The sequence below is a fragment of the Pseudomonas sp. zfem004 genome (genome assembly GCF_032621715.1).
GTDB lineage: Bacteria > Pseudomonadota > Gammaproteobacteria > Pseudomonadales > Pseudomonadaceae > Aquipseudomonas > Aquipseudomonas sichuanensis.
Genome location: NZ_JAVYJF010000009.1, coordinates 104,870 through 128,462, shown reverse-complemented (window position 1 = coordinate 128,462; position 23,593 = coordinate 104,870). Strand labels below are relative to the sequence as shown.

At 65.9% G+C, this 23,593-nt stretch carries 25 protein-coding genes; 13 read left to right on the top strand and 12 right to left on the bottom strand.

All coding sequences use genetic code 11. The features are described from left to right. The first annotated feature begins 123 nt into the window (after nucleotides 1–123). The 5 genes from RTH46_RS12140 (at nucleotide 124) to RTH46_RS12120 (ending at nucleotide 4,833) form a co-directional block, all read left to right on the top strand. Nucleotides 124–1,140, top strand: a complete 1,017-nt coding sequence (locus RTH46_RS12140) for an ABC transporter substrate-binding protein (RefSeq protein WP_153788639.1) — start codon at nucleotides 124–126, stop codon at nucleotides 1,138–1,140. Further along, nucleotides 1,137–1,985 (top strand): ABC transporter permease, encoded by an 849-nt coding sequence (locus tag RTH46_RS12135; RefSeq protein ID WP_153788638.1) that lies wholly within the window; start codon nucleotides 1,137–1,139, stop codon nucleotides 1,983–1,985. The genes RTH46_RS12140 and RTH46_RS12135 overlap by 4 nt, the downstream gene beginning before the upstream one ends. A 57-nt stretch (nucleotides 1,986–2,042) precedes the next feature. After that, a complete protein-coding gene (locus tag RTH46_RS12130; protein ID WP_153788637.1) occupies nucleotides 2,043–2,906 on the top strand; it encodes a LysR family transcriptional regulator in 864 nt (287 codons plus the stop codon). Between the two features lie 349 nt (nucleotides 2,907–3,255). Beyond that, nucleotides 3,256–4,173, top strand: a complete 918-nt coding sequence (locus RTH46_RS12125; RefSeq protein ID WP_153789241.1) for an AEC family transporter — start codon at nucleotides 3,256–3,258, stop codon at nucleotides 4,171–4,173. Nucleotides 4,174–4,221: 48 nt separating this feature from the next. Continuing rightward, nucleotides 4,222–4,833, top strand: coding sequence for a cell wall hydrolase (locus RTH46_RS12120; protein WP_153789240.1), 612 nt, complete (start codon nucleotides 4,222–4,224; stop codon nucleotides 4,831–4,833). Nucleotides 4,834–4,986: 153 nt separating this feature from the next. Here RTH46_RS12120 and RTH46_RS12115 read toward each other — a convergent pair whose 3' ends face one another. After that, a complete protein-coding gene (locus RTH46_RS12115; RefSeq protein ID WP_316905767.1) occupies nucleotides 4,987–7,155 on the bottom strand; it encodes a TonB-dependent siderophore receptor in 2,169 nt (722 codons plus the stop codon). Nucleotides 7,156–7,413: 258 nt separating this feature from the next. Here RTH46_RS12115 and RTH46_RS12110 point away from each other — a divergent pair, with 258 nt between their 5' ends. Further along, entirely contained in the window at nucleotides 7,414–8,277 is an 864-nt protein-coding gene (locus RTH46_RS12110; protein ID WP_153789238.1) for a CAP domain-containing protein, read from the top strand. Here RTH46_RS12110 and RTH46_RS12105 read toward each other — a convergent pair. The 5 genes from RTH46_RS12105 to RTH46_RS12085 all read right to left on the bottom strand — a co-directional run bounded on the left by RTH46_RS12105 (nucleotide 8,274) and on the right by RTH46_RS12085 (nucleotide 13,357). Continuing rightward, complete coding sequence (locus tag RTH46_RS12105; protein WP_316905766.1) at nucleotides 8,274–9,026, bottom strand: helix-turn-helix transcriptional regulator; 753 nt, start codon at nucleotides 9,024–9,026, stop codon at nucleotides 8,274–8,276. The two genes, RTH46_RS12110 and RTH46_RS12105, sit on opposite strands and share 4 nt — an antisense overlap. 77 nt (nucleotides 9,027–9,103) lie before the next feature. After that, nucleotides 9,104–10,612 (bottom strand): MDR family MFS transporter, encoded by a 1,509-nt coding sequence (locus RTH46_RS12100; RefSeq protein WP_410478567.1) that lies wholly within the window; start codon nucleotides 10,610–10,612, stop codon nucleotides 9,104–9,106. Further along, the gene (locus tag RTH46_RS12095; RefSeq protein WP_410478566.1) at nucleotides 10,609–11,721 is read right to left on the bottom strand and encodes an HlyD family efflux transporter periplasmic adaptor subunit; all 1,113 of its coding nucleotides are present in this window, start codon (nucleotides 11,719–11,721) and stop codon (nucleotides 10,609–10,611) included. Before RTH46_RS12095 ends, RTH46_RS12100 begins: the two co-directional genes overlap by 4 nt. 120 nt (nucleotides 11,722–11,841) lie before the next feature. Then, nucleotides 11,842–12,714 carry an alpha/beta fold hydrolase gene (locus RTH46_RS12090; RefSeq protein ID WP_153789234.1) on the bottom strand — a complete coding sequence of 291 codons (873 nt, stop codon included), beginning with the start codon at nucleotides 12,712–12,714 and terminating at the stop codon, nucleotides 11,842–11,844. Between the two features lie 22 nt (nucleotides 12,715–12,736). Beyond that, entirely contained in the window at nucleotides 12,737–13,357 is a 621-nt protein-coding gene (locus RTH46_RS12085) for a LysE family translocator (protein WP_279848327.1), read from the bottom strand. 176 nt (nucleotides 13,358–13,533) lie between these two features. Here RTH46_RS12085 and RTH46_RS12080 point away from each other — a divergent pair, with 176 nt between their 5' ends. Beyond that, complete coding sequence (locus RTH46_RS12080) at nucleotides 13,534–14,013, top strand: GNAT family N-acetyltransferase (RefSeq protein ID WP_316905765.1); 480 nt, start codon at nucleotides 13,534–13,536, stop codon at nucleotides 14,011–14,013. Between the two features lie 287 nt (nucleotides 14,014–14,300). Further along, complete coding sequence (locus RTH46_RS12075; protein ID WP_153785929.1) at nucleotides 14,301–14,588, top strand: hypothetical protein; 288 nt, start codon at nucleotides 14,301–14,303, stop codon at nucleotides 14,586–14,588. 75 nt (nucleotides 14,589–14,663) lie between these two features. Here the strand turns inward: RTH46_RS12075 and RTH46_RS12070 are convergent, their stop codons facing one another. After that, a complete protein-coding gene (locus RTH46_RS12070; RefSeq protein ID WP_125463799.1) occupies nucleotides 14,664–14,921 on the bottom strand; it encodes a DUF1652 domain-containing protein in 258 nt (85 codons plus the stop codon). Nucleotides 14,922–15,229: 308 nt separating this feature from the next. On the opposite strand from RTH46_RS12070, the gene RTH46_RS12065 reads away from it, so the two are divergent. After that, nucleotides 15,230–15,460: a DUF6555 family protein gene (locus tag RTH46_RS12065; protein ID WP_110995934.1), complete on the top strand. Its 231-nt coding sequence runs from the start codon at nucleotides 15,230–15,232 to the stop codon at nucleotides 15,458–15,460. Here RTH46_RS12065 and RTH46_RS12060 read toward each other — a convergent pair. Continuing rightward, on the bottom strand, nucleotides 15,435–16,367 hold the full coding sequence (locus tag RTH46_RS12060) for a DNA-3-methyladenine glycosylase family protein (protein WP_316905764.1): 933 nt from the start codon (nucleotides 16,365–16,367) through the stop codon (nucleotides 15,435–15,437). The two genes, RTH46_RS12065 and RTH46_RS12060, sit on opposite strands and share 26 nt — an antisense overlap. A 193-nt stretch (nucleotides 16,368–16,560) precedes the next feature. Beyond that, entirely contained in the window at nucleotides 16,561–17,268 is a 708-nt protein-coding gene (locus RTH46_RS12055; RefSeq protein WP_110993522.1) for a VacJ family lipoprotein, read from the bottom strand. A gap of 189 nt (nucleotides 17,269–17,457) precedes the next feature. Here RTH46_RS12055 and RTH46_RS12050 point away from each other — a divergent pair, with 189 nt between their 5' ends. Next, nucleotides 17,458–18,021, top strand: coding sequence for a phosphonoacetaldehyde phosphonohydrolase-related protein (locus tag RTH46_RS12050; protein ID WP_153785114.1), 564 nt, complete (start codon nucleotides 17,458–17,460; stop codon nucleotides 18,019–18,021). 123 nt (nucleotides 18,022–18,144) lie between these two features. After that, nucleotides 18,145–18,408, top strand: coding sequence for a DUF4404 family protein (locus RTH46_RS12045; protein ID WP_153785115.1), 264 nt, complete (start codon nucleotides 18,145–18,147; stop codon nucleotides 18,406–18,408). 135 nt (nucleotides 18,409–18,543) lie between these two features. On the opposite strand, the gene queF is transcribed toward RTH46_RS12045, so the two are convergent. Beyond that, nucleotides 18,544–19,374, bottom strand: coding sequence for an NADPH-dependent 7-cyano-7-deazaguanine reductase QueF (queF, locus tag RTH46_RS12040; RefSeq protein WP_153785116.1), 831 nt, complete (start codon nucleotides 19,372–19,374; stop codon nucleotides 18,544–18,546). Nucleotides 19,375–19,442: 68 nt separating this feature from the next. Beyond that, entirely contained in the window at nucleotides 19,443–19,961 is a 519-nt protein-coding gene (locus RTH46_RS12035; protein ID WP_316905763.1) for a cupredoxin family protein, read from the bottom strand. Between the two features lie 241 nt (nucleotides 19,962–20,202). On the opposite strand from RTH46_RS12035, the gene RTH46_RS12030 reads away from it, so the two are divergent. Beyond that, the gene (locus RTH46_RS12030) at nucleotides 20,203–20,883 is read left to right on the top strand and encodes a heavy metal response regulator transcription factor (RefSeq protein WP_125463384.1); all 681 of its coding nucleotides are present in this window, start codon (nucleotides 20,203–20,205) and stop codon (nucleotides 20,881–20,883) included. Then, on the top strand, nucleotides 20,880–22,232 hold the full coding sequence (locus RTH46_RS12025; RefSeq protein ID WP_153785183.1) for a heavy metal sensor histidine kinase: 1,353 nt from the start codon (nucleotides 20,880–20,882) through the stop codon (nucleotides 22,230–22,232). Before RTH46_RS12030 ends, RTH46_RS12025 begins: the two co-directional genes overlap by 4 nt. 106 nt (nucleotides 22,233–22,338) lie before the next feature. On the opposite strand, the gene RTH46_RS12020 is transcribed toward RTH46_RS12025, so the two are convergent. After that, nucleotides 22,339–23,583: a lipoprotein-releasing ABC transporter permease subunit gene (locus RTH46_RS12020; protein WP_279845337.1), complete on the bottom strand. Its 1,245-nt coding sequence runs from the start codon at nucleotides 23,581–23,583 to the stop codon at nucleotides 22,339–22,341. Nucleotides 23,584–23,593 lie beyond the last annotated feature (10 nt).

Here is a 23,593-nt window from a genome sequence, read left to right as displayed (position 1 = left end):
GGTGCGAGTCAGGCACCATTGTTTGCCGAAAACAGCCCCGGCCCCAGCCTGCTGCCCTTCCCTGGCAGCCTGCAGGGCTCGTCTACACTTGCCCGCACCCGAGTCAGACACCCTGAGGCGTCGATGAACAAACTCCCTGTCCTGATGGCCGGCCTGCTCCTGGCCTTCGGCCTGGCCACCGCCGACTCCGCCGCTTCGACCGAACCAGCGGCCCCGATCCACTTCGGCGCCATCGGTTGGGAAAGCGGCGCACTCACCACCGAGATCCTGCGCCTGGTCGTCGAACGGGGTTATGACTACCCCACCGACACCCTGCCCGGCAGCACGGTGAGCATGGAAGTGGCGCTGGCACGCAACGATCTGCAGGTGATCGCCGAGGAATGGGCCGGGCGCAGCCCCGCCTGGGTCAAAGCCGAACAGGCCGGCCAGGTGTTCGCCCTGGGTGATACGGTAAAAAACGCCGAGGAAGGCTGGTGGGTGCCGGCCTACGTGATCAAGGGCGACCCCTCACGTGGCCTGAAGCCATTGGCCCCGGACCTGCGAAATGTTGCCGACCTCAAGCGCTACCCACAGGTGTTCCGCGACCCTGAGGTGCCGGACAAGGGCCGTTTCCTCAACAGCCCCAGTGGCTGGACCTCCGAGACAGTCAACAGCCAGAAGCTCAAGGCCTATGGCCTGGACACCCTATACAACAACTTCCGCAGCGGCACCGGCGCAGCCCTCGACGCCGAGATCGCCTCGGCGATCCGCCGTGGCCAGCCGGTGCTGTTCTACTACTGGAGCCCGACCCCGCTGATGGGGCGTTATGAACTCGTGCAGCTGGAGGAACCGGCGTTCGATGCGGCGGCCTGGGCCACCCTGACCGATGCCAACAACCCCAACCCACAAGGCAGCCGCTCGCTGCCGGCGAAGTTATCGATCGGCGTTTCCAAGGCCTTCCATGACCAGTACCCGGACCTGGTGGCCGTGTTCGAAAAAGTCGACCTGCCCATCGACATCCTGAACAAAACCCTCGCCCACATGAGTGAAGCCCGCCAGAAACCACGTGAGGCGGCCCTCACCTTCCTGCGCGAACACCCCGAGGTTTGGAAGGCCTGGCTGCCCGCCGACAAGGCCGCCAAGGTCGGGGCCGGCCTGTGAGCGGCGGCTTCCCCGAAGCCCTGCAACTCTCCTTCGCGCCCTCGATCAACCACCTGGTCGACTGGCTGGTGCTGCACTACGGCGATCAGTTGCGCGGCGTCTCCGAGCAGTTGCTGCAACTGCTGGTCGGCCTGGAAAGCCTGCTGCGCCTGCTGCCCTGGTGGCTGCTGTTGCTGCTGGTCGGGCTGCTGGCCTGGCACGCCAGCCGCAGCCTGCTGCGCGCCGTGGCCCTGACCGGGCTGCTGATGCTGATCGGAGTGCTGGGACTGTGGGACAAGCTGCTGCAGACCCTCGCCCTGGTACTGGTGAGCACCGGCCTGTGCGTGCTGATCGGGGTGCCGCTGGGCATCCTGCTGGCTACCCGCCCGCTGGCCCGGCGCCTGCTGCTGCCGGTGCTCGACGTCATGCAGACCCTGCCCGCCTTCGTCTACCTGATCCCGGTATTGATGCTGTTCGGCTTGGGCAAGGTGCCGGCGGTGTTCGCCACCCTGATCTACGCCCTGCCGCCGCTGGTACGCCTGACCCACCTGGGCCTGGCTCAGATCGACCCGTCATTGCTGCAGGCCGCTCACGGCCTGGGCGCCGGCCGCTGGCAGCGCTTGCGGCGCATCGCCCTGCCGCTGGCGCTGCCGAGCATCATGGCCGGGCTCAACCAGTCGGTGATGATGGCGCTGTCGATGGTGGTGGTAGCCTCGATGATCGGCGCCCGCGGGCTGGGCGAGGACGTGCTGGCCGGTATCCAGACACTGAACGTCGGCCAGGGCGTCGAGGCGGGCCTGGCGATCGTCGCCCTGGCGATGGTGATCGATCGGATCAGCCAGGCGTATGGGCGTGCTGGGCGTTGAGGCTGCTATTGCAGTATCGTGCCCGCTGCTCATTGCCCCGCACCCCGGAGTTCCCGCGTGTCCCTCAAAGCCCTGCGCACCCTGGTGACCATCGCCCGCCACGGCACCTTCGCCCGCGCCGCCGACCTGCTCAGCCTCACGCCCTCTGCGGTGAGCCTGCACATCAAGACCCTGGAAGACGAACTGCAGGTCACCCTGTTCGACCGCAGCCGCCGGCAAGTCGTGCTGACCGAGGCCGGGCAACTGGCCGTGGCCCGCGCCGAGAGCATCCTCGCCGCCTATGACGAACTGGCCGACACCCTCGCCAGCGGCCCCAGCCTGCGTGGCCGCCTGCGCATCGGCGCGATCCATACCGTACTGGCGCGGCGCCTGCCGCGGGCCTTGGTGTGGATCAAGGCGCACCATCCGCAACTGCATATCAGCGTGGTATCGGGCATGTCGGCGGAGCTGGCGCGGCGCGTCGAGGACGGCGAACTGGATGCGGCGATCACCACCGAGCCGGTCAGCCCCTACCCGCAGAGCCTGCAATTCACGCCGCTGTTCGAGGACCGTTTCTGGGCCATCGCAAGCCCCGAACTTGCCGGGCAAAGCGTGCCGGCGCTGCTCGCCAGCCAACCGTTCCTGCGTTTCGACAAGCGCGCCTGGGCCGGCCGGCAGATCGAGCAGGAGCTGCGCCGCCAGCGCCTGCAGGTCAGCGAACAGATGGAACTGGACAGCCAGGAGGCCCTGGCACGCATGGCGGCCATGGGCCTGGGGGTGGCGGTCATCCCCATGAGCGACGACGACCTCGAGCGCCTGCCGCCGGCCAGTGTGCAGCCGTTCGGCGAGCCGCAGCTGACCCGGCGCGTGGTGTTGCTGGAACATGAGAAAAGCCAGCGGCGGCATTTGAGTGCGGTGTTGAAGACAGCCATGGACGTTTGAGCGAGGCGTTGTGGGAACGGCGGTGCGCCGCTACGACTTGCCACGCGATCGGCGCTAAACCCGGTTGCCGGCCAATCGCGGGGCAAGCCTGCTCCCACAGGGCCCGTGCATTCCCCAGGATTGCCCAGTACCTGTGGGAGCGGGTTTACCCGCGAAGATGACACCTCGGTGCCTGGCACGGGCTAAGCCCGTGTTCGCGGGTGAACCCGCTCCCACAGGGCTCGCGCAGTTGCTCCCACGCCGTAAGGGTCGATGCAGTTTTTCTCAACGGTCACTGCAGAAAACAGCGTTTTTTCTGCTCACTCCCCTCCGCTACCCTGTGCCGGTACCCGACCACGGACTGCCGACCATGCTCCACCTGCTGCTGACTACCCTCGTCCCGATCATCCTGCTCATCGCCCTGGGCACCTGGCTGCGGGTGCGCGGTTTTCTCGCCGAAACCTTCTGGCCCGGCGCCGAGCGCCTCAGCTACTACGTGCTGCTGCCGTCGCTGTTCCTGCACGGCCTGGCCACCGCCAACCTCGACGGCGTGCCGGTACTGGGCATGGTCGGCGTGCTGATGCTCTCGACCCTGCTCGGCGCCCTGCTGCTGGTGCTGTACCAGGGCGCAGCCAGCCATGACGGCGCCGACTTCACCTCGGTGTTCCAGGGCGGCGTGCGCTTCAACAACTACATCGGCGCCACCTTGGCCGCCGGGATCTACGGCAGTGCCGGGATCGCCCTGGCGGCGGTGGCCAACGCGGCCATCGTGCCGCTGGTCAATCTGCTCTGTGTACTGGTGTTCGCCCGCTTCAGCGCGCGCCACAGCTCGCCGGCCACGGTGCTCAAGGCGATCTTCGCCAACCCCTTGATCGTCGGCTGCGCCGGTGGCCTGCTGCTGCGGGTGAGTGGCCTGGGTTTGCCCGTGGGGCTGGAGCCGACCGTCAAGGCGCTCGGCCAGGCCGCCCTGCCGCTGGGCCTGCTGTGCGTCGGCGCGGCCCTTGGCGGCGCGCGCCTGGGCCAGCAGGTGAAACCTTTGCTGGCGGCCTCGCTGTTCAAGTTCCTGGTCATGCCGCTGACCACCTGGGGCCTGTGCCGGCTGCTCGGCCTCGGCGGCCAGGCGGCGGTGGTGGCGGTGCTGTTCCAGGCCCTGCCGACCGCCTCGTCGTCCTATGTAATGGCCCGGCAGATGGGCGGCAACGCACCGCTGATGGCCACCATCATCGCCCTGCAGACCATGGCCGCCGCCCTCACCCTGCCGCTGGTGCTGAGCCTGACGCTGAGTTGAGTCCGCCCGGCTAGACTGTGATCAGCCCCACCACTCGGAACCTCGACCATGCGCCTTTCGTGGATGCTGCTTGGCTTGTCGCTGACCCTGCTTGCAGGCCCGCTCACCGCCGCCGACAGCCAGAAGGCCGCCGTCGCCGAAGACAAGGCGCAGGTGCTGGAGGAAAAGGTGGTGGAGGACGCGCCGCCACCGAAAAAAGCCGAAACCATCACCCCCACCGAAGTGCAGGCGGTCGACCCGGCTGGCCAGGCCCCGATGGACGACAGCATCACCTGCCTGGCCCGCACCATCTACTGGGAAGCCAAGGGCGCCGACAGCGAAGACATGAGCGCGGTGGCCAGCGTGGTGCTCAACCGCCTGGGCCATGACGGTTTCCCGAACACCATCTGCGGCGTGGTCAAGCAAGGGGTGGAGAGCAAGAGCTGCCAGTTCTCCTGGTGGTGCGACGGGCGCCCGGATCAGGTAGAGGAGGAAGAACGCTATGGGGTGGCCAAGGAGATCGCGCGCAAGGCCCTGAACCAGCAGCTCAAGGACCCTACAGGCGGTGCGCTGTACTTCCATGACCGCACCGTGCATCCCGACTGGGCCAAGACTTACCGCAAGACGGCACAAACCACGCACTTCCTGTTCTACAAACCGAACCAGGCACTGGCGCGCTAGCCGATGGCGCCGATGAACTTGTATTTGTGGGAGCGGGTTTACCCGCGAATGCGATGGTGAAGCCATCGATGCTTTCGCGGGTAAACCCGCTCCCACATGTACTGCGCTTTTACAGCAAGACAGTTGCCGCCACAGCTGGCGTTGGTCCGGAGACTAGAAATCAATCGTCCCGGAGAACTTCACCAGGCGCGGATCACCCTGGGTCAGGTAGCCGCCATTGGCCGACGCCCAGTAGTTCTTGTCGGTCAGGTTCTCCACGTTCACCCGCAACGTCAGCGCCTTCTCCAGCAGCTTGAAGCGATAGCGCGCACCGACGTCGAAGCGGTTCCAGGTCGGCAGGCTCAAGGTGTTGCCAGGGTTGGCGTACTGTCCACCGGTGCGCAGCATCCGCGCATTGAGTGCCACGCCCTCGAGCCCTGGCACATCCCAGTCGACACTGGCATTGAGCTGGAAGGTCGGCACCCCGACCGCGTGGTTGCCGTCGTTGTTGCCGCCCTGGGTCTTCTTGAGTTCGGTATCCATACGCGTGCCGCCAGCCATCAGGCGCAAGCCGGGCACCGGCTCGCCGAACACACTCAGCTCCAGGCCCTTGTTGACCTGCTCGCCATCCTGGACGAACACATTGCCTTCGACAAAGCCGTCGGTGGGCCGCTCGATGCGAAACACCGCCAGGTTGGCGCCGAAGCGCTGGTAGTCGAGCTTGACCCCGGCCTCCACCTGCTTGGTCTTGGCGGGTGGGAACACTTCACCCGCGTTGATCACCTGCCCCGAGGCCGTGGCGCCCTGGGCCAGCCCTTCGATGCGGTTGGCGTACAGCGAGATCGACGGGTTGAGCTTGTAGACGATGCCATACACCGGCGTGGTGACCGCTTCATCATAGAACGCATTGCGCCCGGTATCCGGGCCAGGGCCGTCATAGGCATAGCCCTCGACCCGCAGCTGCTGGCGCCGCACGCCGACGGTCAGCAACAGGCTGTCGTCGAACAGGCCCAGGGTGTCGGACAGCGCGAGGCTGCGGTTACGGGTCTTGCCGGTCACCCCGGGGTCGTCCAGCTTGCCGCCGATGAAGGTCGGGGTGGTCGGTTTGGGCAGTGGGTCGGTGTGGTAGATGTTGGTGTCCTGCGAGTTGTAGAAGACGAAGGCGTTTTCCTGCTGAGTCCAGATGCTCGCGGCCCCCAGGTTCAGCTGGTGGCTTACCGGGCCGGTCTCGAAGCGGCCGTTGATGCCGCCCATGACGGTGCTGTTGTCTTCGTTGTGGGGGATTTTCGAGCCGCCGATGGTCGCATCGCCCGTAGCCGCGTCGTTGAGGATCGGCGTACCGTAGAAGCCGTTCTCGTGGGTGTGCTTGATACCACCGGCCAGGTAACCGCTCCAGTTGTCGTTGAAGTCATAGTCGCCGCGGACCATGCCGAAGGTGTCCTCGGTCTCGGTCCAGGCCCAGTCCTGGCCATAGTTGTGGCTGGCGTCGGGGGCATGGGGAATGTCGCTGAGCCCGGCGCCGAGGCGCACCGAGTTGCGCATGTGGTTCACCCGCTGCTTCTGGTAACCGAAGTCGCCGGCAATGCGCAGCCTGTCCCCGCGGTAGTCCAGCCCGGCGACGAACAGCTTGCTGCGCTGGTCCTGATCGTCGACCGCCGTCTCGCCCTCGCGCTGCGACAGGTTCAGGCGTACACCGAAACGGTTGTCTTCACCAAAGCGCTGGCCGATGTCCAGGTGCTCGCCGAGGCGGCCATCGCTGCTGATGTCCTGGGTGTAACGCCGGGTCGGGGTGTCGCCGGCACGCTTGGGCTGCAGGTTGACGTTGCCGCCCAGGCCAGTGCCCGTGGGGCTGGCACCATTGAGGAAGGCGTTGGGGCCCTTGAACACCTCGACCCGCTCCAGCGCATCGGTCGAGATCATCTGCCGTGGCAGCACGCCGTACAGGCCGTTGAATGCCACGTCGTCACCGTTGAGCGGCAGGCCACGGATGACGAAGACCTGCGACTGGTTGCCAAAGCCGAACGACTGGCGCACCGAGGGGTCATTGAGCAGCACGTCGCCAATGTCCTCGGCCTGCTGCTCCTCGATCAGCTGCGAGGTGTAGCTGGTCAGGATGAAGGGCACGTCCATCATGTCCTGGTTGCCCAGCACGCCCATCTGCCCGCCACGCGCCACCTGGCCGCCAGCGAAGGCCTCGGGCAACTGGTTGGCTGGTGCCTTGGCGGCTTCGGCATTGATGGCGGTGGGGTCGAGCACGATGGCGCCGTCGGCGCCATGGGCACCCACGGCAACGGAACAGCACAGGGCCAGCAGGGTCGATTGATACGGGCAGGAATGCGCCATGGAAGGCTCCCGGTCTGAGGGTCTGCGCCTTCCTGGCGGATGAGAAGCATAGGGTTACTGAGTACTGTTTCTAGTCGACAACGGGAATTATTACCAAAGGATCGCACTTTCTTGCCGACCGGCGGTCTACTGCCTCTTTTGCCCTATCTCATCGAGTGATCGAGGGTTCACAACCCTGCACATCCTCGGGCCAAAAGCCCTGCGCTTGTGTAGGATGGGCAGCGCACAAGCAGACGCTGCCAGTACAGGGAGATCCACATGCGCGTCCCATCCGTTGCCTGCCTCTTCGGCCTGTCGCTGGGCCTGCTCGCCTCGACCGGCGCCCAGGCCATCACCGGCGAAGAAGCGCAACTGATCGATACGATCAACGTCTACCGCAGCCAGCCCCAGCGCTGTGGCGGCGAAGCCTCGCTGGAGCTGCCGCCGCTCAACAGCGACACCCGCCTGGCCCTGTCGCCGGAAGGCACCCGCGACCTGCAGCAGGCCATGAGCCGCGCCGCCTACCCCATGGTCAACGTGCAGGCCATCAGCCTGTCCGGACCACGCGACGCGAAGGCGGCAATGAAAGCCATCGAAGAAAGCTTCTGCCAGGTGGTGCTCGACCCGCAGTTCGTCGACATCGGCGTGAGCCAGGAGGGCCGCGACTGGCGCATCGTGCTCGCCCGGCCGTTGCTCAGCGGGCGCCTGGGTGACTGGCAGGCCGAAGGGCAGAAGCTGCTGCAGGCGATCAACGCCGCACGCGGCGTACCGCGCCAGTGCGGTGGCCAGCCCTTCCCCGCCGCACCCGCCTTGAGCTGGAACACCGTGCTGGCCGGCGCCGCCGCCAACCACACGCGCAACATGGCCAACCAGAACTTCTTCGACCACATCGACCGCGACGACCGCACACCGGGCGACCGCGCCGAACTGGCCGGGTACAGCTACCAGCAGATTGGCGAGAACATCGCCGCCGGCAGCGATACCGTGCGCAAGGTGGTCGATGGCTGGCTGGCCAGCCCCGGGCATTGCGCCACCCTGATGAACCCGGACTTCCGCGACCTCGGCGCAGCCTACGCAACAGACCCGAAAAGCGACGCCGGGATCTACTGGACCGGGTTGTTCGGCACACCGCAAAAAGACTAGCCCGCCTCGCCGCCCCGGCCGAAGTAGACCGACGGCGAAACCCCCAGCGTGCGCCGGAACATCGCACTGAACGCGCTGGGGCTGTCGTAGCCCTGGTCCAGCGCCACCGTCAGCACCGATTGCCCGGCCGCCAGCGCATCCAGCCCGGCCAGCAGGCGCATGCGCCGCAGCCACTGCACCAGGCTCAGGCCAGTCTCGCGCTGGAACGCGCGGGTCAGGGTGCGGGCATTGAGCCCACAGTGCGCCGCCGCCCGGGCCAGGCTCCAGTATTCTGCCGGGGCCAGGCGCAGCGCCTCGCACAGCGCCTGCAAGGCCGGCGAGCGTGGGCTGGGCACATGCAGGGCGGCCACCGGCAACACGCGGATCTCGTCGAGGATCAGGTGCATGATCCGCGCCTCGCGCCCATGGGGCGGGTGATCGGGCGCTATGTCCATGGCCCGGATGATCAGCTCGCGCAGCAGCGGCGAGATCTCGATCACCTGGCACTGGCGCGGCAGGTCCGGGCGCGCATCAGCGTCGACGAACAGGGTGCGCATGCGAACCACGCCGGCCATCCGCAACTCATGCTCGCTGGCCGCTGGCACCCATACCCCACGCCCGGGCGGCACCACCCAGCTGCCCTCCCGGGCAGTGACCGTGATCACGCCGCTGATGGCGTGGATCAGCTGCGCGCGGTCGTGGCAGTGCGCAGCGATGTGCTCGCCGTGGCGGTAGTTCTCGGCGAGCGGGAGGATGATCGGGCGGGGCATGGTGGGTGTTCCGCAGTCAGGGAATGTCCATAGTCGCAGGCTGCCAGGGAAAATTCACTGGATGGGTAAACGAGCTGTCAACGGCTGCGCAACAGCAACGCCGCCAGCGCGCACCCCAGCAACGCCACGCAAGCCAGGAAGAACGCATCCGAGTAAGCCATCAGGTACGCCTGCTCGCGTACGCTGCGGTCGATCAGCGCCAGGGTTTGCATCACCTCGGGCGACTGCGGGTCGACCATCCCGCCCGGCAGCCGCTGCTGCAACGCGCCGTCGAACAGCGTCAGCCCCTCGCCGATGCGCACCGAATGGAAGCGCTCGCGCTGCGACACCAGTTGCGTCAACAAGGCCGTGCCCAAGGCGCCACCCAGGTTGCGCAGCATCGAGATCAACGCCGAGGCCGAGCCGGCCTGGGCCTTGTCCAGGCCTTTGACCGCCAGTACCGACAGCGCCACCATGATCAGCGGCTGGCCGATGCCGCGCACCACGGTGGAGGGAATGATCACATTGCTGCCCGCATCCACCGTCAGTTGCGCGCCCAGCCAGCAGCCCAGGGCCATGATGGCGAAACCGCCGGCCACCAGCAGCTTGGCGTTGAGCCAGCGCATCAGGCGCGGCAGCAGCGGCGCCAGCAGCAACTGCACCAGGCCATAGGCGATCAGGCTCTTGCCGATCTCGCTGGCACTGTAGCCCTGCACCAGCGACAGGTAGTTGGGCACCAGGAACACCAGGCCGAAGGTCGCCGCACCGAACACCGCCATGGCCAGGCTGGCGACACCGAAGTTGTAGCTGCCCAACAGCCGCAGGTTGATGAACGCACGCCCACCCCAAAGCTGGCGCTGAATGAATAGCGCCAACGCGCACCCGGCGACCAGGCTGAAGGTGATGATGAAGGGCGAATCGAACCAGTCCTTGCGCCCGCCCTCCTCCAGCACGATCTGCAGTGCGCCCAGGCCCAGTGCCATGGCGGCGATACCGAGCCAGTCGGCCTTGCGCAACGCGCCGTGATCGCCGGCCTGGCGCCTGATCGACCAGGCCACCGCCGCCAGCAGGGCGATACCCGGCGGCAATTGCAACAGGAAGATCCAGCGCCAGGAGTACAGGTCGGTAAGCCAGCCGCCGATCGATGGCCCGGCGGCCTGGGCCACGCTGTTGGCCAGGCTGAACAGCGCCATGCCCAGGGGCAGGCGGCTGGCCGGCAGTTCGGTGATGATCAGTTGCATCGACAGCGGGATCAGCACCGCGCCGGAGGCTCCCTGGATCACCCGCAAGCTGATCATTGCCGCAAGGCTTGGGGCCAGGGCGCAGCTGACCGAACTGGCCAGGAACACCATTGAGCCCACCAGCATCACCCGGCGCAGCGAAAACACCTGCACCAGCCAGGCGGTCAGCGGGATCATGCTGATCTCGGCCACCAGGTAGGCGGTGGAAATCCACGAACCTTCCTCGAAGCTGGCCCCCAGCGCCCCCTCGATTTCCGGCAACGCAGCGCTGGTGACATGCACGTTCATGCCGGCCATGAAGCAGCCAAACAGGCCGCCGACGACTGCCACCCAAGCGCGCAGGGAAACTTTTTCGTCAGCGCTCATCGGGTATCCACCGTGGCAATTACCGACATGCCCGGCAGCAGCCGCGGGGCATCGCCCGGCGGCGGCTCAAGCTGTATGCGCACCGGGAAGCGCTGGACGATCTTGGTGAAGTTACCGGTGGCATTGTCCGGTGGCAGCAGCGCGAATACCGCGCCCGAGCCAGGCGAAACACTGTCGACCGTGCCACGCCAGTGCTGGCCGAAGGTATCGATTTCGAGGTTGACCGCCTGCCCGGGGCGCAGCCGCGCCAGTTGGGTTTCCTTGAAGTTGGCCACCACATAGGCCTGCGCCACCGGCACCACCGCCAGCAGTGGCAGCCCGGGGGTGACGTACTGCTGCTGGCGCACCTTGCGCTGGCCGACCACGCCATCGAAGGGGGCGCGGATCTCGGTATCGGCCAGTGCGCTACGGGCCAGGGCCGCTTCGGCGCGGGCCTGTTCCAGGTCGGCCTGGCGCTGCTGCAATTCGGCCTGCAACTGCCGGCCCTGCTGGGCCAGCACGGCCTTGCGCGCATGCTGGCGGGCCAGCTCGGCTGCGGCTGCGTGCTGCAGCGCGCTGGCCTGGATACGCGTGGCGCGGGCCTGCTCGGTGCGTTGCACACTGACCGCCTGGGACGCGGCCAGGCGCTGGTAGCGCTGCCAGTCGGCCTCGGCACGCTGGGCCTCGCCGCGGCTACCGAGCTGTTCGGCGGCGGCACGGGCGATCACCTGTACCTGCTCGTCCTGTTCAGCGGCGAAGGTGTGCAGGCGCATGCGCTGCACCTGCACCGCCGCCTCGCTCACCGCCAGGCGTGCTTGCGCCTGGCGCAGGCGCTCGCGAAAGTCGCGCGGGTCCAGGCGCACCAGCAGGTCGCCGGCCTTGACCTGCGCGTTGTCGGCCACCAGCACATCGGCCACGTAGCCACTGACCCGGGCACTGACCGGCGCCCAGTCGGCGCGCACATAGGCGTCGTCGGTCTGCTGCAGAAAACGTGCATCCAGCCACCAGTACGCGCCGTAGCCGAGTACCGCCAGCCCCAGGCCGCCGCACAGGCCCAGGCGCAGCCAGCGTTGCCGCCGCTGCTGCCGTTCGAGGACCTGTTGTGAGTCTGGGCTGACCGCCTGGTTCATGATTGGGCTCCATCCGTTTTGGGGGAGCGCCAGCGTAAGGAATCTGCGCTTGTCGTTCGCGCGTGAATCGGCAACCTATCGTCGCGAAATGGACACCACTACCCAGCGACAAGCCGGCCATCAGCCCCCTAGAAACGCCACGACCTGCTCCGCCGCCGCTGCCGGGTCTTCCTGCATGAAGCAATGCCCACCCGCCACCTGCTGCGCACTCACCTGATTGTTCAGCCTGGCCAGGCGCTGCACCGAGTGGGGCACGAACGGATAAGTGTGTTCACCGTAGAGGATGCGTGTGGGGGTGTGGATGGCCAGCAGTTGCTGCCACATGCGCGCCGGGAACGAACTGAAGATCTCCACCTCGCGGCTGGGCCGGCACTTGAGCACCACGCCTTCGCCGCAATCGCCGATGGCATGCTCCACATAGGCGTGCAGCGCGGTTTCGCTCCAGCCCTTGAAGATGCCGCGCCCCTGCAGCGCGGCCAGCGCGGCCTGACGATCCGGCCAGTGGCTGCGGCGGGTCGCGGCCTTGCGCGCCAGGGCGTGACGCCGGTGCAGGCCGACCAGCGCGGCGGCGCCCATCACCCCCAGCATGCGCCGGCTGAACAGCACCGGGTCGAGCAGCACCGCGCGCTGGAACAGTTGCGGTTGGTCGGCCAGGATCAGGCCGGTGAGCACGCCGCCGAAACTGTGGCCGACGGCAAAGCGAGGCACGTCGCCGTATTCGCCACGCCCTGCCTCGAACGCTTCCACCGCCAGCGCCGCCGTGCGGTTCCAGCCAACGAAGTTGCCGCCGTGATCACTGTCGCCATGGCCCTGTACATCGCTCAGCCACAGGTCGAAGTGCTCCGCCAGGCGCAGCAGCATGGGCTGGTAGGCCAGGCAGCAGAAGCCGTTGCCGTGCAGGAAATGCAGCAAAGGCCGGCCACTGGGCGGCATGCGCCAGCCGCGCAGGGTGAAGCCTTCGGCGCACTCATGGGACCAGGGAATCAACTCCATCTATTTACTGCACTCGTCGGTTCTAGGAAAACGACGATTCTACAAACAACAGCGGATACAGCGAAATCACCAACAGCACGGCCATCAGGACATTGAACAGCACCACCGCACGCGGATTGCGCAACAGGTTGCGCAAGGCACTGCCGAACATCACCCAGACCCCGACGCTGGGCAGGTTGACCAGGCCGAACACGGCGGCGATGACGATCACATTGAACACATAGCCTTGGGCCGGGGTGTAGGTGGTGATCGCCCCCACCGCCATCACCCAGGCCTTGGGGTTGACCCATTGAAAGGCTGCTGCGCCCCAGAAACCCAGGGGCTTGCGGCTGCCGGCAGTGTCACCGGACATCGGCCCGGAGGTAGCGATCTTCCACGCCAGGTACAGCAAGTAGGCGGCGCCGGCATAGCGCAGGATGCTGTACAGCGGCGGCCATGCCTTGAACACCTCGCCCAGCCCCAGGCCCACCGCCAGCACCATCACCGCGAAGCCGATGCTGATGCCCAGCGCATGGGGGATGCTGCGGCGCACACCGAAGTTGACCCCCGAGGCCAGCAACATGGTGTTGTTGGGGCCGGGGGTGATGGAGGATACAAAGGCGAACAGCACGAAGGCAGTGAGCAGGTCGAGCGAGGCAAGCATGGCGGCAGTCTTCCGGGTTTCTCGTTATGTATTGCCACACAGTAACGGAGCCGTGCAGCGGCTAACCGGTACAGTTAAGTAAAATTGCATGAATACACTCTACTGAACTGGTCGTATCGCTTCTGTGCCAACGGGCCAGTACGATGGCGACAGCCCATACACAAGGAAGCCCAACCATGAGCCTGACCATTCGCCCTGCCGTGCGCAGCGATGCCGCGCAAATCCTCGCCTTCATCACCGAGCTGGCCGACTACGAGCGCGCCCGCCACGAAGTGGTGGCCAGCCTCGCCGATATCGAGCACAGCCTGTTCGATGAAGGCAGCACCGTGCGCAGCCTGATCTGCGAGCGCGAAGGCCAGGCCATCGGTTTTGCCGTGTACTTCTACAGCTACTCCACCTGGCTGGGGCGCAACGGCATCTATCTCGAAGACCTGTACGTCACCCCACAGCAACGCGGTGACGGCGCCGGGCGCACGCTGCTGCGCCACATTGCCCGGGAGGCGCTGGCAAACAACTGCGGGCGTCTTGAATGGAGCGTACTGGACTGGAACGAGCCGGCGATCGGCTTTTACCAGTCGCTGGGCGCCGAGCCGCAGGATGAGTGGATTCGCTATCGCCTGGACGGCGAACGCCTGCGCCAGTTCGCCGAGGGCTGAAACGCGACTGTGTAGGAGCAACTGTCTTGCATCAAATCTAAAATCTGGCGCAGTCCCTGTGGGAGCGGGCTTGCCCGCGAACACCGGCGCAGCCGGTGCCATCCACCGCGCCGCCTGCTTCGCGGTGGTCCGGCACTCCGGTAAACCCGCTCCCACAGAGGGATCGACAACGGCAAAATTTCCCTCGTCATGGTTTGAACATCGCCCCCTTTCTGGCCTCCAACGTTTGATGCCTCGCCATCTTTCGCCAGGAGCCCTGCCATGCTCACTTGCTCTCCCGCAGCGCCATGAAGATGCCCTGCCGCGCACCCAATGCCTGCCTGCAACTGGATTATGTCCGCGACACCCTGTTCGGCCCGGTGGCCTCGAGCGTCGAATGCCAGGCACAACTCGCCGCCCTCACCCTGCAAGGCCGCCCTGCGTTGCGCCTGCATATCTGCCCGCCGCTGCCGGACAAGGTCGAGCGCGCCCACAGCGTGGCGTTTGTCTGGGATGGCCGCAACTACCGCGGCGTGGTCCGCGAGCAAGGTCGGTGCGGTGATGGTGGGTTGAATCTGCTGCTCGAGTTGCAATAAGGCGTTGTTCAATGGCGGCGAAACCGCCTGAACAGCGCCCGGTCAGCACACCTGGGCCGACCGGGCACGACGCCCTCAGGCGATAGCCTTGAACGTCTGCGCTTGCGCGTGGTGGTGCTGTTTGAGCTGCGCCACCAGCGCCACCAGGTCACGGCAACTGTTGAGGCTGGCCACCGACACCTCGGTGGTGAAGCACTCTCCCAGGTTGTCGCCCTGGCTCAGGCGGATGGTGAGGTGTTCGCCGTCCGGGCAGCTCACCTCACAGTGATCGGGCAGGCAGCCCTGTTCGATCATTTGCCGCATCTCAAGCATCGAAACGCCTATCAACGACATGGTACGACCCTCTCTATGCTGGATGGCCTGTTGTGTGTGGTTACGCCGTAAACCGGCGCAGTGCCAATTGATATTGCCCATGCCCTGGGGTTGGTCCATTCACCCGGGCAATGATGACGCGCAAGATCCTCTAGCACCTTAGTGGAAGAAAACCACCCTGCAGGCAGGGTTCGATCATTGACGGCAACTTGGCGACAGATGGCAGGCACATGACCGTTCGTCCCCAGTCACCCGCATCGGGTAAAACTTTTCCGCCCTGGGGCGGCTCCCACAATCAGGCATGGACCCGCTTGACCAAAGGAACCCCGATGATCGACGCCAAACTCTACGTGATCGACTACGCACTGCACGGCCAGCACAAGACGTTCATCATCCGCGCCGAGCGGATGGACAACGCCGAGGCCTGGCACTGGGCCAGTTGCGATGCCGGTGTGGGTCGTATCGGTCGCTACGACCGCGAGAAGATCCGCAAAGTCAGCCGGCCGATGGCCGAGCGCTACGGCATCAGCGAAGTCAGCTGGCGCCAGTCGGGCCAGTGAGCGCCAACGATGCCCACAGGTGCTGCGCCGCATAAGCGCGCCATGGCCGCCAGGCCAAGGCCCGCTCGGCCAGCAGCGCCTGCGGCCCCTCCAGCAGGCGCAGGGCCTTGACCAGTGCCACATCGCCCAACGGCAAAGCATCTTTGGCCCCCACCTGGCGCAGGGCCAGGTAGTGGGCACTCCACGGGCCGATGCCCTTCAAGCTGCACAAACGTGCGAGCACCGCGTCCAGGGTTTGCCCAGGGTGCAGCAGGTTAGGCTGCTCGAGCAACGCCCTGGCCAGGGTGCCGAGGGTTGCCGCCCGCGCCCGTGGCATACCCAGCCCTTCGAGTTCAGCCGCTGCCACGGCCATGGCCGATGGAAATACATGGCTCAGCGCCGCCGCCTTCACCTGCAGCAACGCCCCATGCCGCGCCACCAGGCGCCCGGCCAAAGTCATCGCCCCGGCCACGCTGATCTGCTGGCCGAGCACCGTGCGCATGGCCTGTTCGAACGCATCCCAGCCCTGGGGTACTCGCAAACCGGGGCGCGCGGCGAGCAGCCCGGCCATCAGCGCATCACCGGCCAGCCCGGCGACGATTTGTGCAGGACACGCATCCAGGTCGTAGACCCGGCGCAGGCGTGCGATCAACCCCGGCAACAGCGCCGGCGCTACGTGATGCAGACGTACCTGCAGCCAGGGGCCTGCTACCGGGGTCGCTTCCAGCACGCCCTGCCGCCCGCAATGGACGAAACTGCGCCGGTACACGCCATCTATGAAGGTTTCGATACCGGGGATGCAGCGCGCAGCCAGGAACGCCTGGGTCGAGGGCCAGTGATAGGGCGGCTGGTAGCGCAGCCAGAGCAGGTGCACACCGCCCGGGCGCAGGGCGCGGCGGACGGCGTGGAGGGAGCAAAGGCGGGTCATGGGGCAATGCCAGTTGAGCCAATTGGGGTCGCTACGCGACCCTTCGCGGGTAAACCCGCTCCCACAAGTACAGCGCTCGATTCAGACTTTGCGCGATCCTGTGGGAGCGGGTTTACCCGCGAAGGGCTGCAAAGCAGCCCCAACTAACTGACTGGCATTAACCCAAAGGTCGCCTTTTTCACATCGACAAGGCTTAGAAGTCGTCTTCGACTTCGCCGTCCTTGACCTTGAACTCACGGTTCTGCAGGTAGGCGTTGCGGATGAAGATGTACTTGTCACCCTGAATCAGCTTCTCGGCAGGCAACAGGCTGGCGCGGGTATCGATCACGTCCAGCGCGAAGATCGAGTTGCGCGTCGGCACGTGGTCGATATAGCGGTAGGGTTCGGTGTAGGTGTCCGGGTACTTGGCCAGGCCGTCACGCACGGTGCTTGGGCCGAGCAGCGGGATGACCACGTAGGGGCCGCTGGGCACGCCCCAGTAACCGAGGGTCTGGCCGAAGTCTTCGTCGCTGCGCTGCAGGCCCATCTTGGTGCCGACATCGAAGAAGCCGCCCAGGCCGAAGGTGGTGTTGACGATCAAACGAGCCGTGTCGATGCCCGCCGCACGCGGCTTGAGTTGCAGCACGTTGTTGGCCAGGTTGGTCACATCACCCAGGTTGCGGAAGATGTTGTGGATGCCATCTTCGAGGAACTGCGGGGTGACGGCCTGGTAACCCTGGGCCAGGGGCTTGAGGGCGTAGGTATCCAGCACATCGTTGAACTTGAAGATCGGTCGGTTGACCGTCTCCCACGGGTCGTCCTCGGTGGCCGCCTGGGTGGCTGCCACGGGCGCCAGCAACAGGCTGGCGCAGACACAGGCCTGGGTGAGTCGCTCGATCACTCCGGCACCGATCCTACGCATAGATGTTTCTCCATCGGATTTCACGGCGGCAACGGCCCTCGGCGCGCTGCGAACAAGGCGCCAGTATAATGGCTCGCTGGCTGATAAACAGCTTTACATATATTTGCTCAACATTTTGTGAACAACTGTTGCAGTCATCGCACGGTAACAAACGCCCGATAGCCTGCAGGGTATTTCAGGGAAGTTGCCATGCAAGACGCACCCGCCTTTACTGCCGTGCTGTTCGGCCTGCGTGGCTGCCTGGTCCAGGCCAGCAACGGCAGCCCCCTGCCCGCCCCCGGCGCCCTGGCCTTGCTGGCCAGTCTGCGCGCCCGGCAAGTGCCCTGCATCTGGCTCGACGAGGTCAGCCCCAGCGCGAGCAAACAGCTGACCCGCGTACTCCCTGACTGGCTGCCGGGCCTGCCCGGCAACGGCTGCAAATGGCCGGCGCCCGATGCCTGCTGGCACGCCCTGATGGCCCTCGAAAGCCAGCGACTGGACGGCTGCGTGCTGATCAGTGGCGAACCGCTGCTGCTGCAGTCGGGCCTGAACGCCGGGTTGTGGACCGTCGGCCTGGCCGCCTGCAGCCCGTCCTGCGACCAGGCCTCAAGCCAGTGGCAGGCCATGACCCAACAGGAGCAGGAGCGTGCCCGCGGCAAGGCCACGCTCGAGCTGTTCGGCCTGGGCGTGCATTCGGTCATCGACCATCTGGAGTCCCTCGACACCTGCCTGTCGGACATCGCCCTACGCCGACACAAGGGCGAGAAGCCCTGACACATCCGCGTTGATACGGGTCATGCAAAGCACCGGCAGGTGGATTACGCTAGAGGTCAGGCACGAACCTTTACCATTGCGCCGAGGTCCATGCCTTGCCAAGCCATTGATGGAGAACGAACAATGCCTGCCCGCGAACTGCAAGAGCGCCTCAACAGCCTGCGCGAGCAACTGGACCGCAACGTGCCGCTTTCGGAAGAAGAGCTGGCCAACCTGCATGAAGAAGCCCGGCAGATCGAGGCTCAACTGAAACTCGAGGAAGCCACGCCGGACAACAACTTGGTGGATGGCGTGAACCTCGCCATCGAGCGCTTCGAGGCCGACCATCCCGACCTGACCGCCACCTTGCGCAGCATCGTCAATTCGTTGCACAGCATGGGGATCTGACCCCTCAAATCGATCGGGGCTGCGTTGCAGCCCATCGCGGGCAAGCCCGCTCCCACAGGTACAGCGCAGGCCGTGAAGGTGCGCGATACATGTGGGAGCGGGCTTGCCCGCGATGGGCCGCAGCGCGGCCCCGATTTACTGACGAACCAAGCGCAGGTTCTGCGGGCTGATCGCCCGCGTGCTGCGGTAAGGGTTGATGTCCAGCCCACCCCGGCGCACATACCGCGCATACACGGTCAGGTGCTCCGGCTGCAGCAGCTTCTTCAAATCCAGGTAGATGCGCTCCACGCACTGCTCATGGAAATCGGCATGCTGGCGGAAGCTGATCAGATAGGTCAGCAAGCTGGCGTGATCCAGCGCCCGCCCCTTGTACTCCACCACCACACTGCCCCAGTCCGGCTGGCCGGTCACCGGGCAGTTGGACTTGAGCAGGTGGCTGTGCACGGTCTCTTCCACCACACGCTCTGCGGAGCAGCGCAGCAACTCGGGCTGTGGCTGTTCGTAGTTGCTGATGGTGATATCCAGCGCATCGATGCATTGGCCCGGCAAGGCGGTCACACCTTGCGCTTCGACCTCGGCCAGGGTGCGCACCTTGACCAGCACCGGCTTGCCGGCGGCACCGGACAGGTCTTTCTCAAGGCAGGCCTGCAGCTCGGCCAGCGACGCGAACACGGTCTGGTTCAGCGAGTTGAGGTACAGCTTGAACGACTTCGATTCGATGATGTTCGGCGAGTCGCAGGGAATGGCGAACTCGGCGATGGCCACCACCGGTTTGCCCGACGGCAGCAGCCAGGACAGCTCGAAGCAGTTCCAGAAATCCACGCCCTGCCACGGCAGGGCGTCGCCGCTGACACCAAGCTCGGCCCACTTGGCCAGGCGCGGAATGGGGAACAGCAGCTCGGGGGTGTAGGTGGCGATGTATTCGCTGGACTTGCCCAGCGGGGAGTGTTCGGCAGCGGGATGCATGGAAACTGACCTGAAGGTTCGAAAATGCCCCTAGTCTACCGGTTTTACACCCCGCCTTGGAGCGCAAGCTACTCGATGGTCAACGGGCCGACCATGCCGGCCTGGTAGTGCCCAGGTACGTTGCAGGCGAACTCGATGGGCGCCGAGCTGCGGAAGGTCCAGGTCAGCTCGGCGCGCTGGCCGGGCTGCACCAGCACGGTGTTGCCGCCGCCGTGCACGTGGCCGCCCTGGCTCATCTGGCCGTGGTCCATCTGGCCATGGTCCATGCCCTCGTGGTTCATGCCGGCGGTGAAGATCTTGCCCTGCATCGCCACCATTTCTTTCTGGTGCTCGGCATGCATGGCCTTGTCACCCAGGTTGAACTCGTGGGGCAGCTTGCCTTCGTTGATCAGTACGAAACGTACCGTTTCACCGGCCTTGACCTTGAGGCTCTTGGGCTCGAAGGCGATGTCCTTGAGCACGACCTCGACGGTACGGGTGGCCTTGGCTGCCGGCGCCGGTTCGCCGAAGGCAAAGTGCTGTGCTTCGTCGGCGAAGGTGGGCAGGCTGACCAGCGCAAGGGCGGCGGTGATGAACAGGTGCTTCATGTTAACTCCGGTAACTGCAGCGAGAATGAGGCCATTTTGGAAAGCGCCGGCTGGCAGCTGGCTGACAGGAAGATTACAACTTTGTCAGCTTGGGCGAGGCAGCGGATCGTCACGTATGATTTCGAGCACTGTCTTTGTGGGAGCGGGTTTACCCGCGAATGCTGCAGTGAATGCACCGACGCATTCGCGGGTAAACCCGCTCCCACAGGGCCCGAGAGACCCTTCAGAACTGTGGACACCCATGAAACTACTGATCGTCGAAGACCAGGCCAAGACCGGCCAATACCTGGCCCAGGGCCTGAGCGAGGCCGGTTTCAACACCGAGCTGGCCGGTGACGGCGACACTGGCCAGCACCTGGCGCTGACCGGCGACCACGATCTGCTGATCCTCGACGTGATGCTGCCCGGGCGCAATGGCTGGCAGATACTCCAGGCGGTGCGCCAGGCGGGCCTGGCCACCCCGGTGCTGTTCCTCACCGCCCGCGATGCCGTCGAAGACCGCGTGCACGGCCTGGAGCTGGGCGCCGACGATTACCTGGTCAAGCCGTTCGCCTTCTCCGAGCTGCTGGCCCGCGTGCGCAGCCTGCTGCGCCGCGGCGCCAGCGCCAGCCAGGACACCTGCCTGATGCTCGCCGACCTGCGCCTGGACCTGATCCGCCGCCGCGCCGAACGCTCGGGCCAACGCATCGACCTGACAGCCAAGGAGTTCGCCCTGCTCGAACTGCTGCTGCGCCGCCAGGGCGAGGTGCTGCCCAAGTCGCTGATCGCATCCCAGGTGTGGGACATGAATTTCGACAGCGACACCAATGTCATCGAAGTGGCCATCCGCCGCCTGCGTCTGAAGATCGACGACAGCCACGCCACCAAGCTGATCCACACCGTGCGCGGCATGGGATATGTGCTCGAAGAGCGCCAGGACTGATGCGCCGCCTGTCCCTCGGCGGCCGCCTGGCCCTGCTGTTCGCCGCCTGCACCGCCAGCGTCTCGCTGGGCGCCGGGCTGTTGTTCAGCCGCGCCAGCGAACAGCACTTCGTCGAACTCGACCAGCAGTTGCTCAGCGGCCGGCTATCATTGATGCGCAGCCTGCTCGAGGGTGTGGCCACGCCTGAGCAGCTGCGCTCACGCCTGCCCCTGTTGCGCGACGAACTGAGCCACCAGTCCGAGCTGGCCCTGCGTTTGCGGGGCGCCGACGGCACAACCTGGTTCGACAGCCGTCCCGGCCTGCCGGACGAACCGCGCGACGCGGGCCTTGCGACCCTGCATACCAGCGGCATCGACTACCGCAGCCTGAGCACCGCGCTGGCAGACCACCAGCCAAGCGCCCCGCAGCTAACCCTTTTCCTCGATATCACCCATCACCAACACTTCCTGCAGAGCATGCAGCGCCTGATCTGGCTCACCGTCGGCCTGTCCGCGCTGGCCACCGCGCTGCTCGGCGCCTGGGCCGCGCGCCGCGGGCTCAAGCCGCTGCGGCAGATGGGCAAGGTGGCCGCCAGCGTCAACGCCCGCTCACTGACCACGCGCCTGCCGCTGGCGCAGTTGCCCGAAGAGCTGGCCGAGCTGGGCGCCACGGTCAACGCCATGCTGCAGCGTCTGGATGACGCCTTCCAGCGCCTGTCGGCGTTCTCTGCCGACATCGCCCACGAGCTGCGTACGCCGCTGTCCAACCTGCTCACCCACACCCAGGTCACCCTCACCCGCCCGCGCAGCCTCGAGGAATACCGCGAAGCGTTGCACGGCAATCTGGAAGAGCTGCAGTGGATGGCCCAGCTGGTCAACGACATGCTCTACCTGGCCAAGGCCGACCACGGCCTGCTGATGCCCAGCCGCCAGCCACTGGACCTGGCGGCGGAGGTGGATGCATTGCTGGAGTACTACGCGCCGCTGGCCGAAGACGCCGAGGTGCGGCTGCTGCGCGAGGGGGCGGCGCACACCGAAGGTGACCGGCACATGCTGCGCCGGGCCCTGTCCAACCTGCTGGACAACGCCCTGCGCTTCACCCCTGCCGCAGGCGAGATCCGCGTGACGCTGGAGCCCGGGCTGCGCATCTTGGTGGCCAATCAGGGGCCGGCAATTGCGCCAGCCTTGCTGGAGCGGTTGTTCGACCGTTTCTATCGGGCAGACCCGGCCCGCCAGGAAGGCAGCAGCGAGCATGCAGGGTTGGGCTTGGCGATCACCCGCTCGATCGTGCAGGCGCATGGGGGAAGCATCAGGGCAGAGTGCGCGGATGGTTGGACGCGGTTTGTGATCGAGCTACCTGACAGACCGTGAACCGGGGCTGCTTTGCAGCCCATCGCGGGGCAAGCCCGCTCCCACAGGACTCGCGCAAGCCTGCCTTTGTGGGAGCGGGCTTGCCCCGCGATGACAACTTGAAGCCTTACTCGTAGCGCAACGCCATCGCCGGCTCGATCTGCGAGGCGCGATACGCCGGGTAGATCGTCGCCAGGAAGCTCATCACCAGCCCCGCCGTGCAAATCAGCGCCACATCGCCCCACTGCAGCTCGGACGGCAGGCTGCTGATGAAGTAGATGTCGGAGGTGAAGATGTGTTGGCCACTGACCCGCTCCAGCCAACCGACCACCGCGCTGACGTTCAACGCCAGGGCCACCCCGAGCACACCACCGAGCAAGGTGCCGACGATGCCGATCAGGCTGCCCTGGACCATGAAGGTGCCCATGATCTGCGCAGGGGTGGCGCCGATGGTGCGCAGGATGGCGATGTCCGCGCCCTTGTCGTTCACCACCATCACCAGGGTGGCGATGATGTTGAATGCCGCCACCGCGATGATCATCATCAGCAGCAGGCCGATCATGGTCTTTTCCATTTTCATGGCGCTGAACAGACTGCCCTGGGTGTGCGACCAGTCATCGGCGCGGTAAGCATCACCAAGGCCTGCGGCAATCGCCTTGGACACCTGCGGCGCGGCATACAGGTCATGCAGCTTGAGGCGCACGCCCTGCACCTGGCCCGGGGCCCAGCGCTGCATCTCGCCGGCGTCGGCGATGTGGATGTAGGCCTGGGAGCCATCCAGTTCGGCGCCCACCTTGAAGATGCCGACCACGGTCAGACGCTGCATGCGTGGGGTGATGCCGCCCGGTTCCTTGCTGACTTCGGGGACGATCAAGGTCAGCTTGTCACCGGTGTTGAGGCGAAAGCGCCGGGCCGTCAGCTCGCCGATGACCACGCCGTAGTCACCCGGCTGCAACGCCTCAAGGCTGCCCTGGACGATATGCTGGGTGACGATGGAGACCTTGCCTTCCTCGGCCGGGTCGATACCGGCAACCTGGATCGGCTGCATCGCCCCCCGGTACGACAGCATGCCTTCCATTTCGGTGATAGGCGCGGCGGCCATCACCGCCGGGTTGGCTTCGGCGCTGCCGGCGACCTTGCGCCAGTCATCCAGCGGCTGCACCCCCAGGATGGCGGCATGCGGCACCAGGCCAAGCACGCGCGAGCTCATCTCGCGCTGGAAGCCGTTCATCACCGACAACACCGTGATCATTGCCAGCACGCCAAGCGACAGCCCGATCATCGAGGTCATGGAGATGAACGAGATGAAGTGGTTGCGACGCTTGGCACGGGTGTAGCGAGCACCGATGAACAAGGACAAGGGTCTGAACATGAACCGGGTT

What these genes read in the sequence shown, in the direction of transcription:
- RTH46_RS12045 (WP_153785115.1), top strand. Translation starts at nt 18,145, where the DNA reads ATGCCTGCCCGCGAACTGCAAGAGCGCCTCAACAGCCTGCGCGAGCAA.
- RTH46_RS12120 (WP_153789240.1), top strand. Translation starts at nt 4,222, where the DNA reads ATGCGCCTTTCGTGGATGCTGCTTGGCTTGTCGCTGACCCTGCTTGCA.
- RTH46_RS12115 (WP_316905767.1), bottom strand. Translation starts at nt 7,155, where the DNA reads ATGGCGCATTCCTGCCCGTATCAATCGACCCTGCTGGCCCTGTGCTGT.
- RTH46_RS12080 (WP_316905765.1), top strand. Translation starts at nt 13,534, where the DNA reads ATGAGCCTGACCATTCGCCCTGCCGTGCGCAGCGATGCCGCGCAAATC.
- RTH46_RS12030 (WP_125463384.1), top strand. Translation starts at nt 20,203, where the DNA reads ATGAAACTACTGATCGTCGAAGACCAGGCCAAGACCGGCCAATACCTG.
- RTH46_RS12065 (WP_110995934.1), top strand. Translation starts at nt 15,230, where the DNA reads ATGATCGACGCCAAACTCTACGTGATCGACTACGCACTGCACGGCCAG.
- RTH46_RS12060 (WP_316905764.1), bottom strand. Translation starts at nt 16,367, where the DNA reads ATGACCCGCCTTTGCTCCCTCCACGCCGTCCGCCGCGCCCTGCGCCCG.
- RTH46_RS12070 (WP_125463799.1), bottom strand. Translation starts at nt 14,921, where the DNA reads ATGTCGTTGATAGGCGTTTCGATGCTTGAGATGCGGCAAATGATCGAA.
- RTH46_RS12055 (WP_110993522.1), bottom strand. Translation starts at nt 17,268, where the DNA reads ATGCGTAGGATCGGTGCCGGAGTGATCGAGCGACTCACCCAGGCCTGT.
- RTH46_RS12020 (WP_279845337.1), bottom strand. Translation starts at nt 23,583, where the DNA reads ATGTTCAGACCCTTGTCCTTGTTCATCGGTGCTCGCTACACCCGTGCC.
- RTH46_RS12140 (WP_153788639.1), top strand. Translation starts at nt 124, where the DNA reads ATGAACAAACTCCCTGTCCTGATGGCCGGCCTGCTCCTGGCCTTCGGC.
- RTH46_RS12095 (WP_410478566.1), bottom strand. Translation starts at nt 11,721, where the DNA reads ATGAACCAGGCGGTCAGCCCAGACTCACAACAGGTCCTCGAACGGCAG.
- RTH46_RS12035 (WP_316905763.1), bottom strand. Translation starts at nt 19,961, where the DNA reads ATGAAGCACCTGTTCATCACCGCCGCCCTTGCGCTGGTCAGCCTGCCC.
- RTH46_RS12090 (WP_153789234.1), bottom strand. Translation starts at nt 12,714, where the DNA reads ATGGAGTTGATTCCCTGGTCCCATGAGTGCGCCGAAGGCTTCACCCTG.
- RTH46_RS12125 (WP_153789241.1), top strand. Translation starts at nt 3,256, where the DNA reads ATGCTCCACCTGCTGCTGACTACCCTCGTCCCGATCATCCTGCTCATC.
- RTH46_RS12050 (WP_153785114.1), top strand. Translation starts at nt 17,458, where the DNA reads ATGCAAGACGCACCCGCCTTTACTGCCGTGCTGTTCGGCCTGCGTGGC.
- RTH46_RS12075 (WP_153785929.1), top strand. Translation starts at nt 14,301, where the DNA reads ATGAAGATGCCCTGCCGCGCACCCAATGCCTGCCTGCAACTGGATTAT.
- RTH46_RS12105 (WP_316905766.1), bottom strand. Translation starts at nt 9,026, where the DNA reads ATGCCCCGCCCGATCATCCTCCCGCTCGCCGAGAACTACCGCCACGGC.
- RTH46_RS12110 (WP_153789238.1), top strand. Translation starts at nt 7,414, where the DNA reads ATGCGCGTCCCATCCGTTGCCTGCCTCTTCGGCCTGTCGCTGGGCCTG.
- RTH46_RS12100 (WP_410478567.1), bottom strand. Translation starts at nt 10,612, where the DNA reads ATGAGCGCTGACGAAAAAGTTTCCCTGCGCGCTTGGGTGGCAGTCGTC.
- RTH46_RS12085 (WP_279848327.1), bottom strand. Translation starts at nt 13,357, where the DNA reads ATGCTTGCCTCGCTCGACCTGCTCACTGCCTTCGTGCTGTTCGCCTTT.
- queF (WP_153785116.1), bottom strand. Translation starts at nt 19,374, where the DNA reads ATGCATCCCGCTGCCGAACACTCCCCGCTGGGCAAGTCCAGCGAATAC.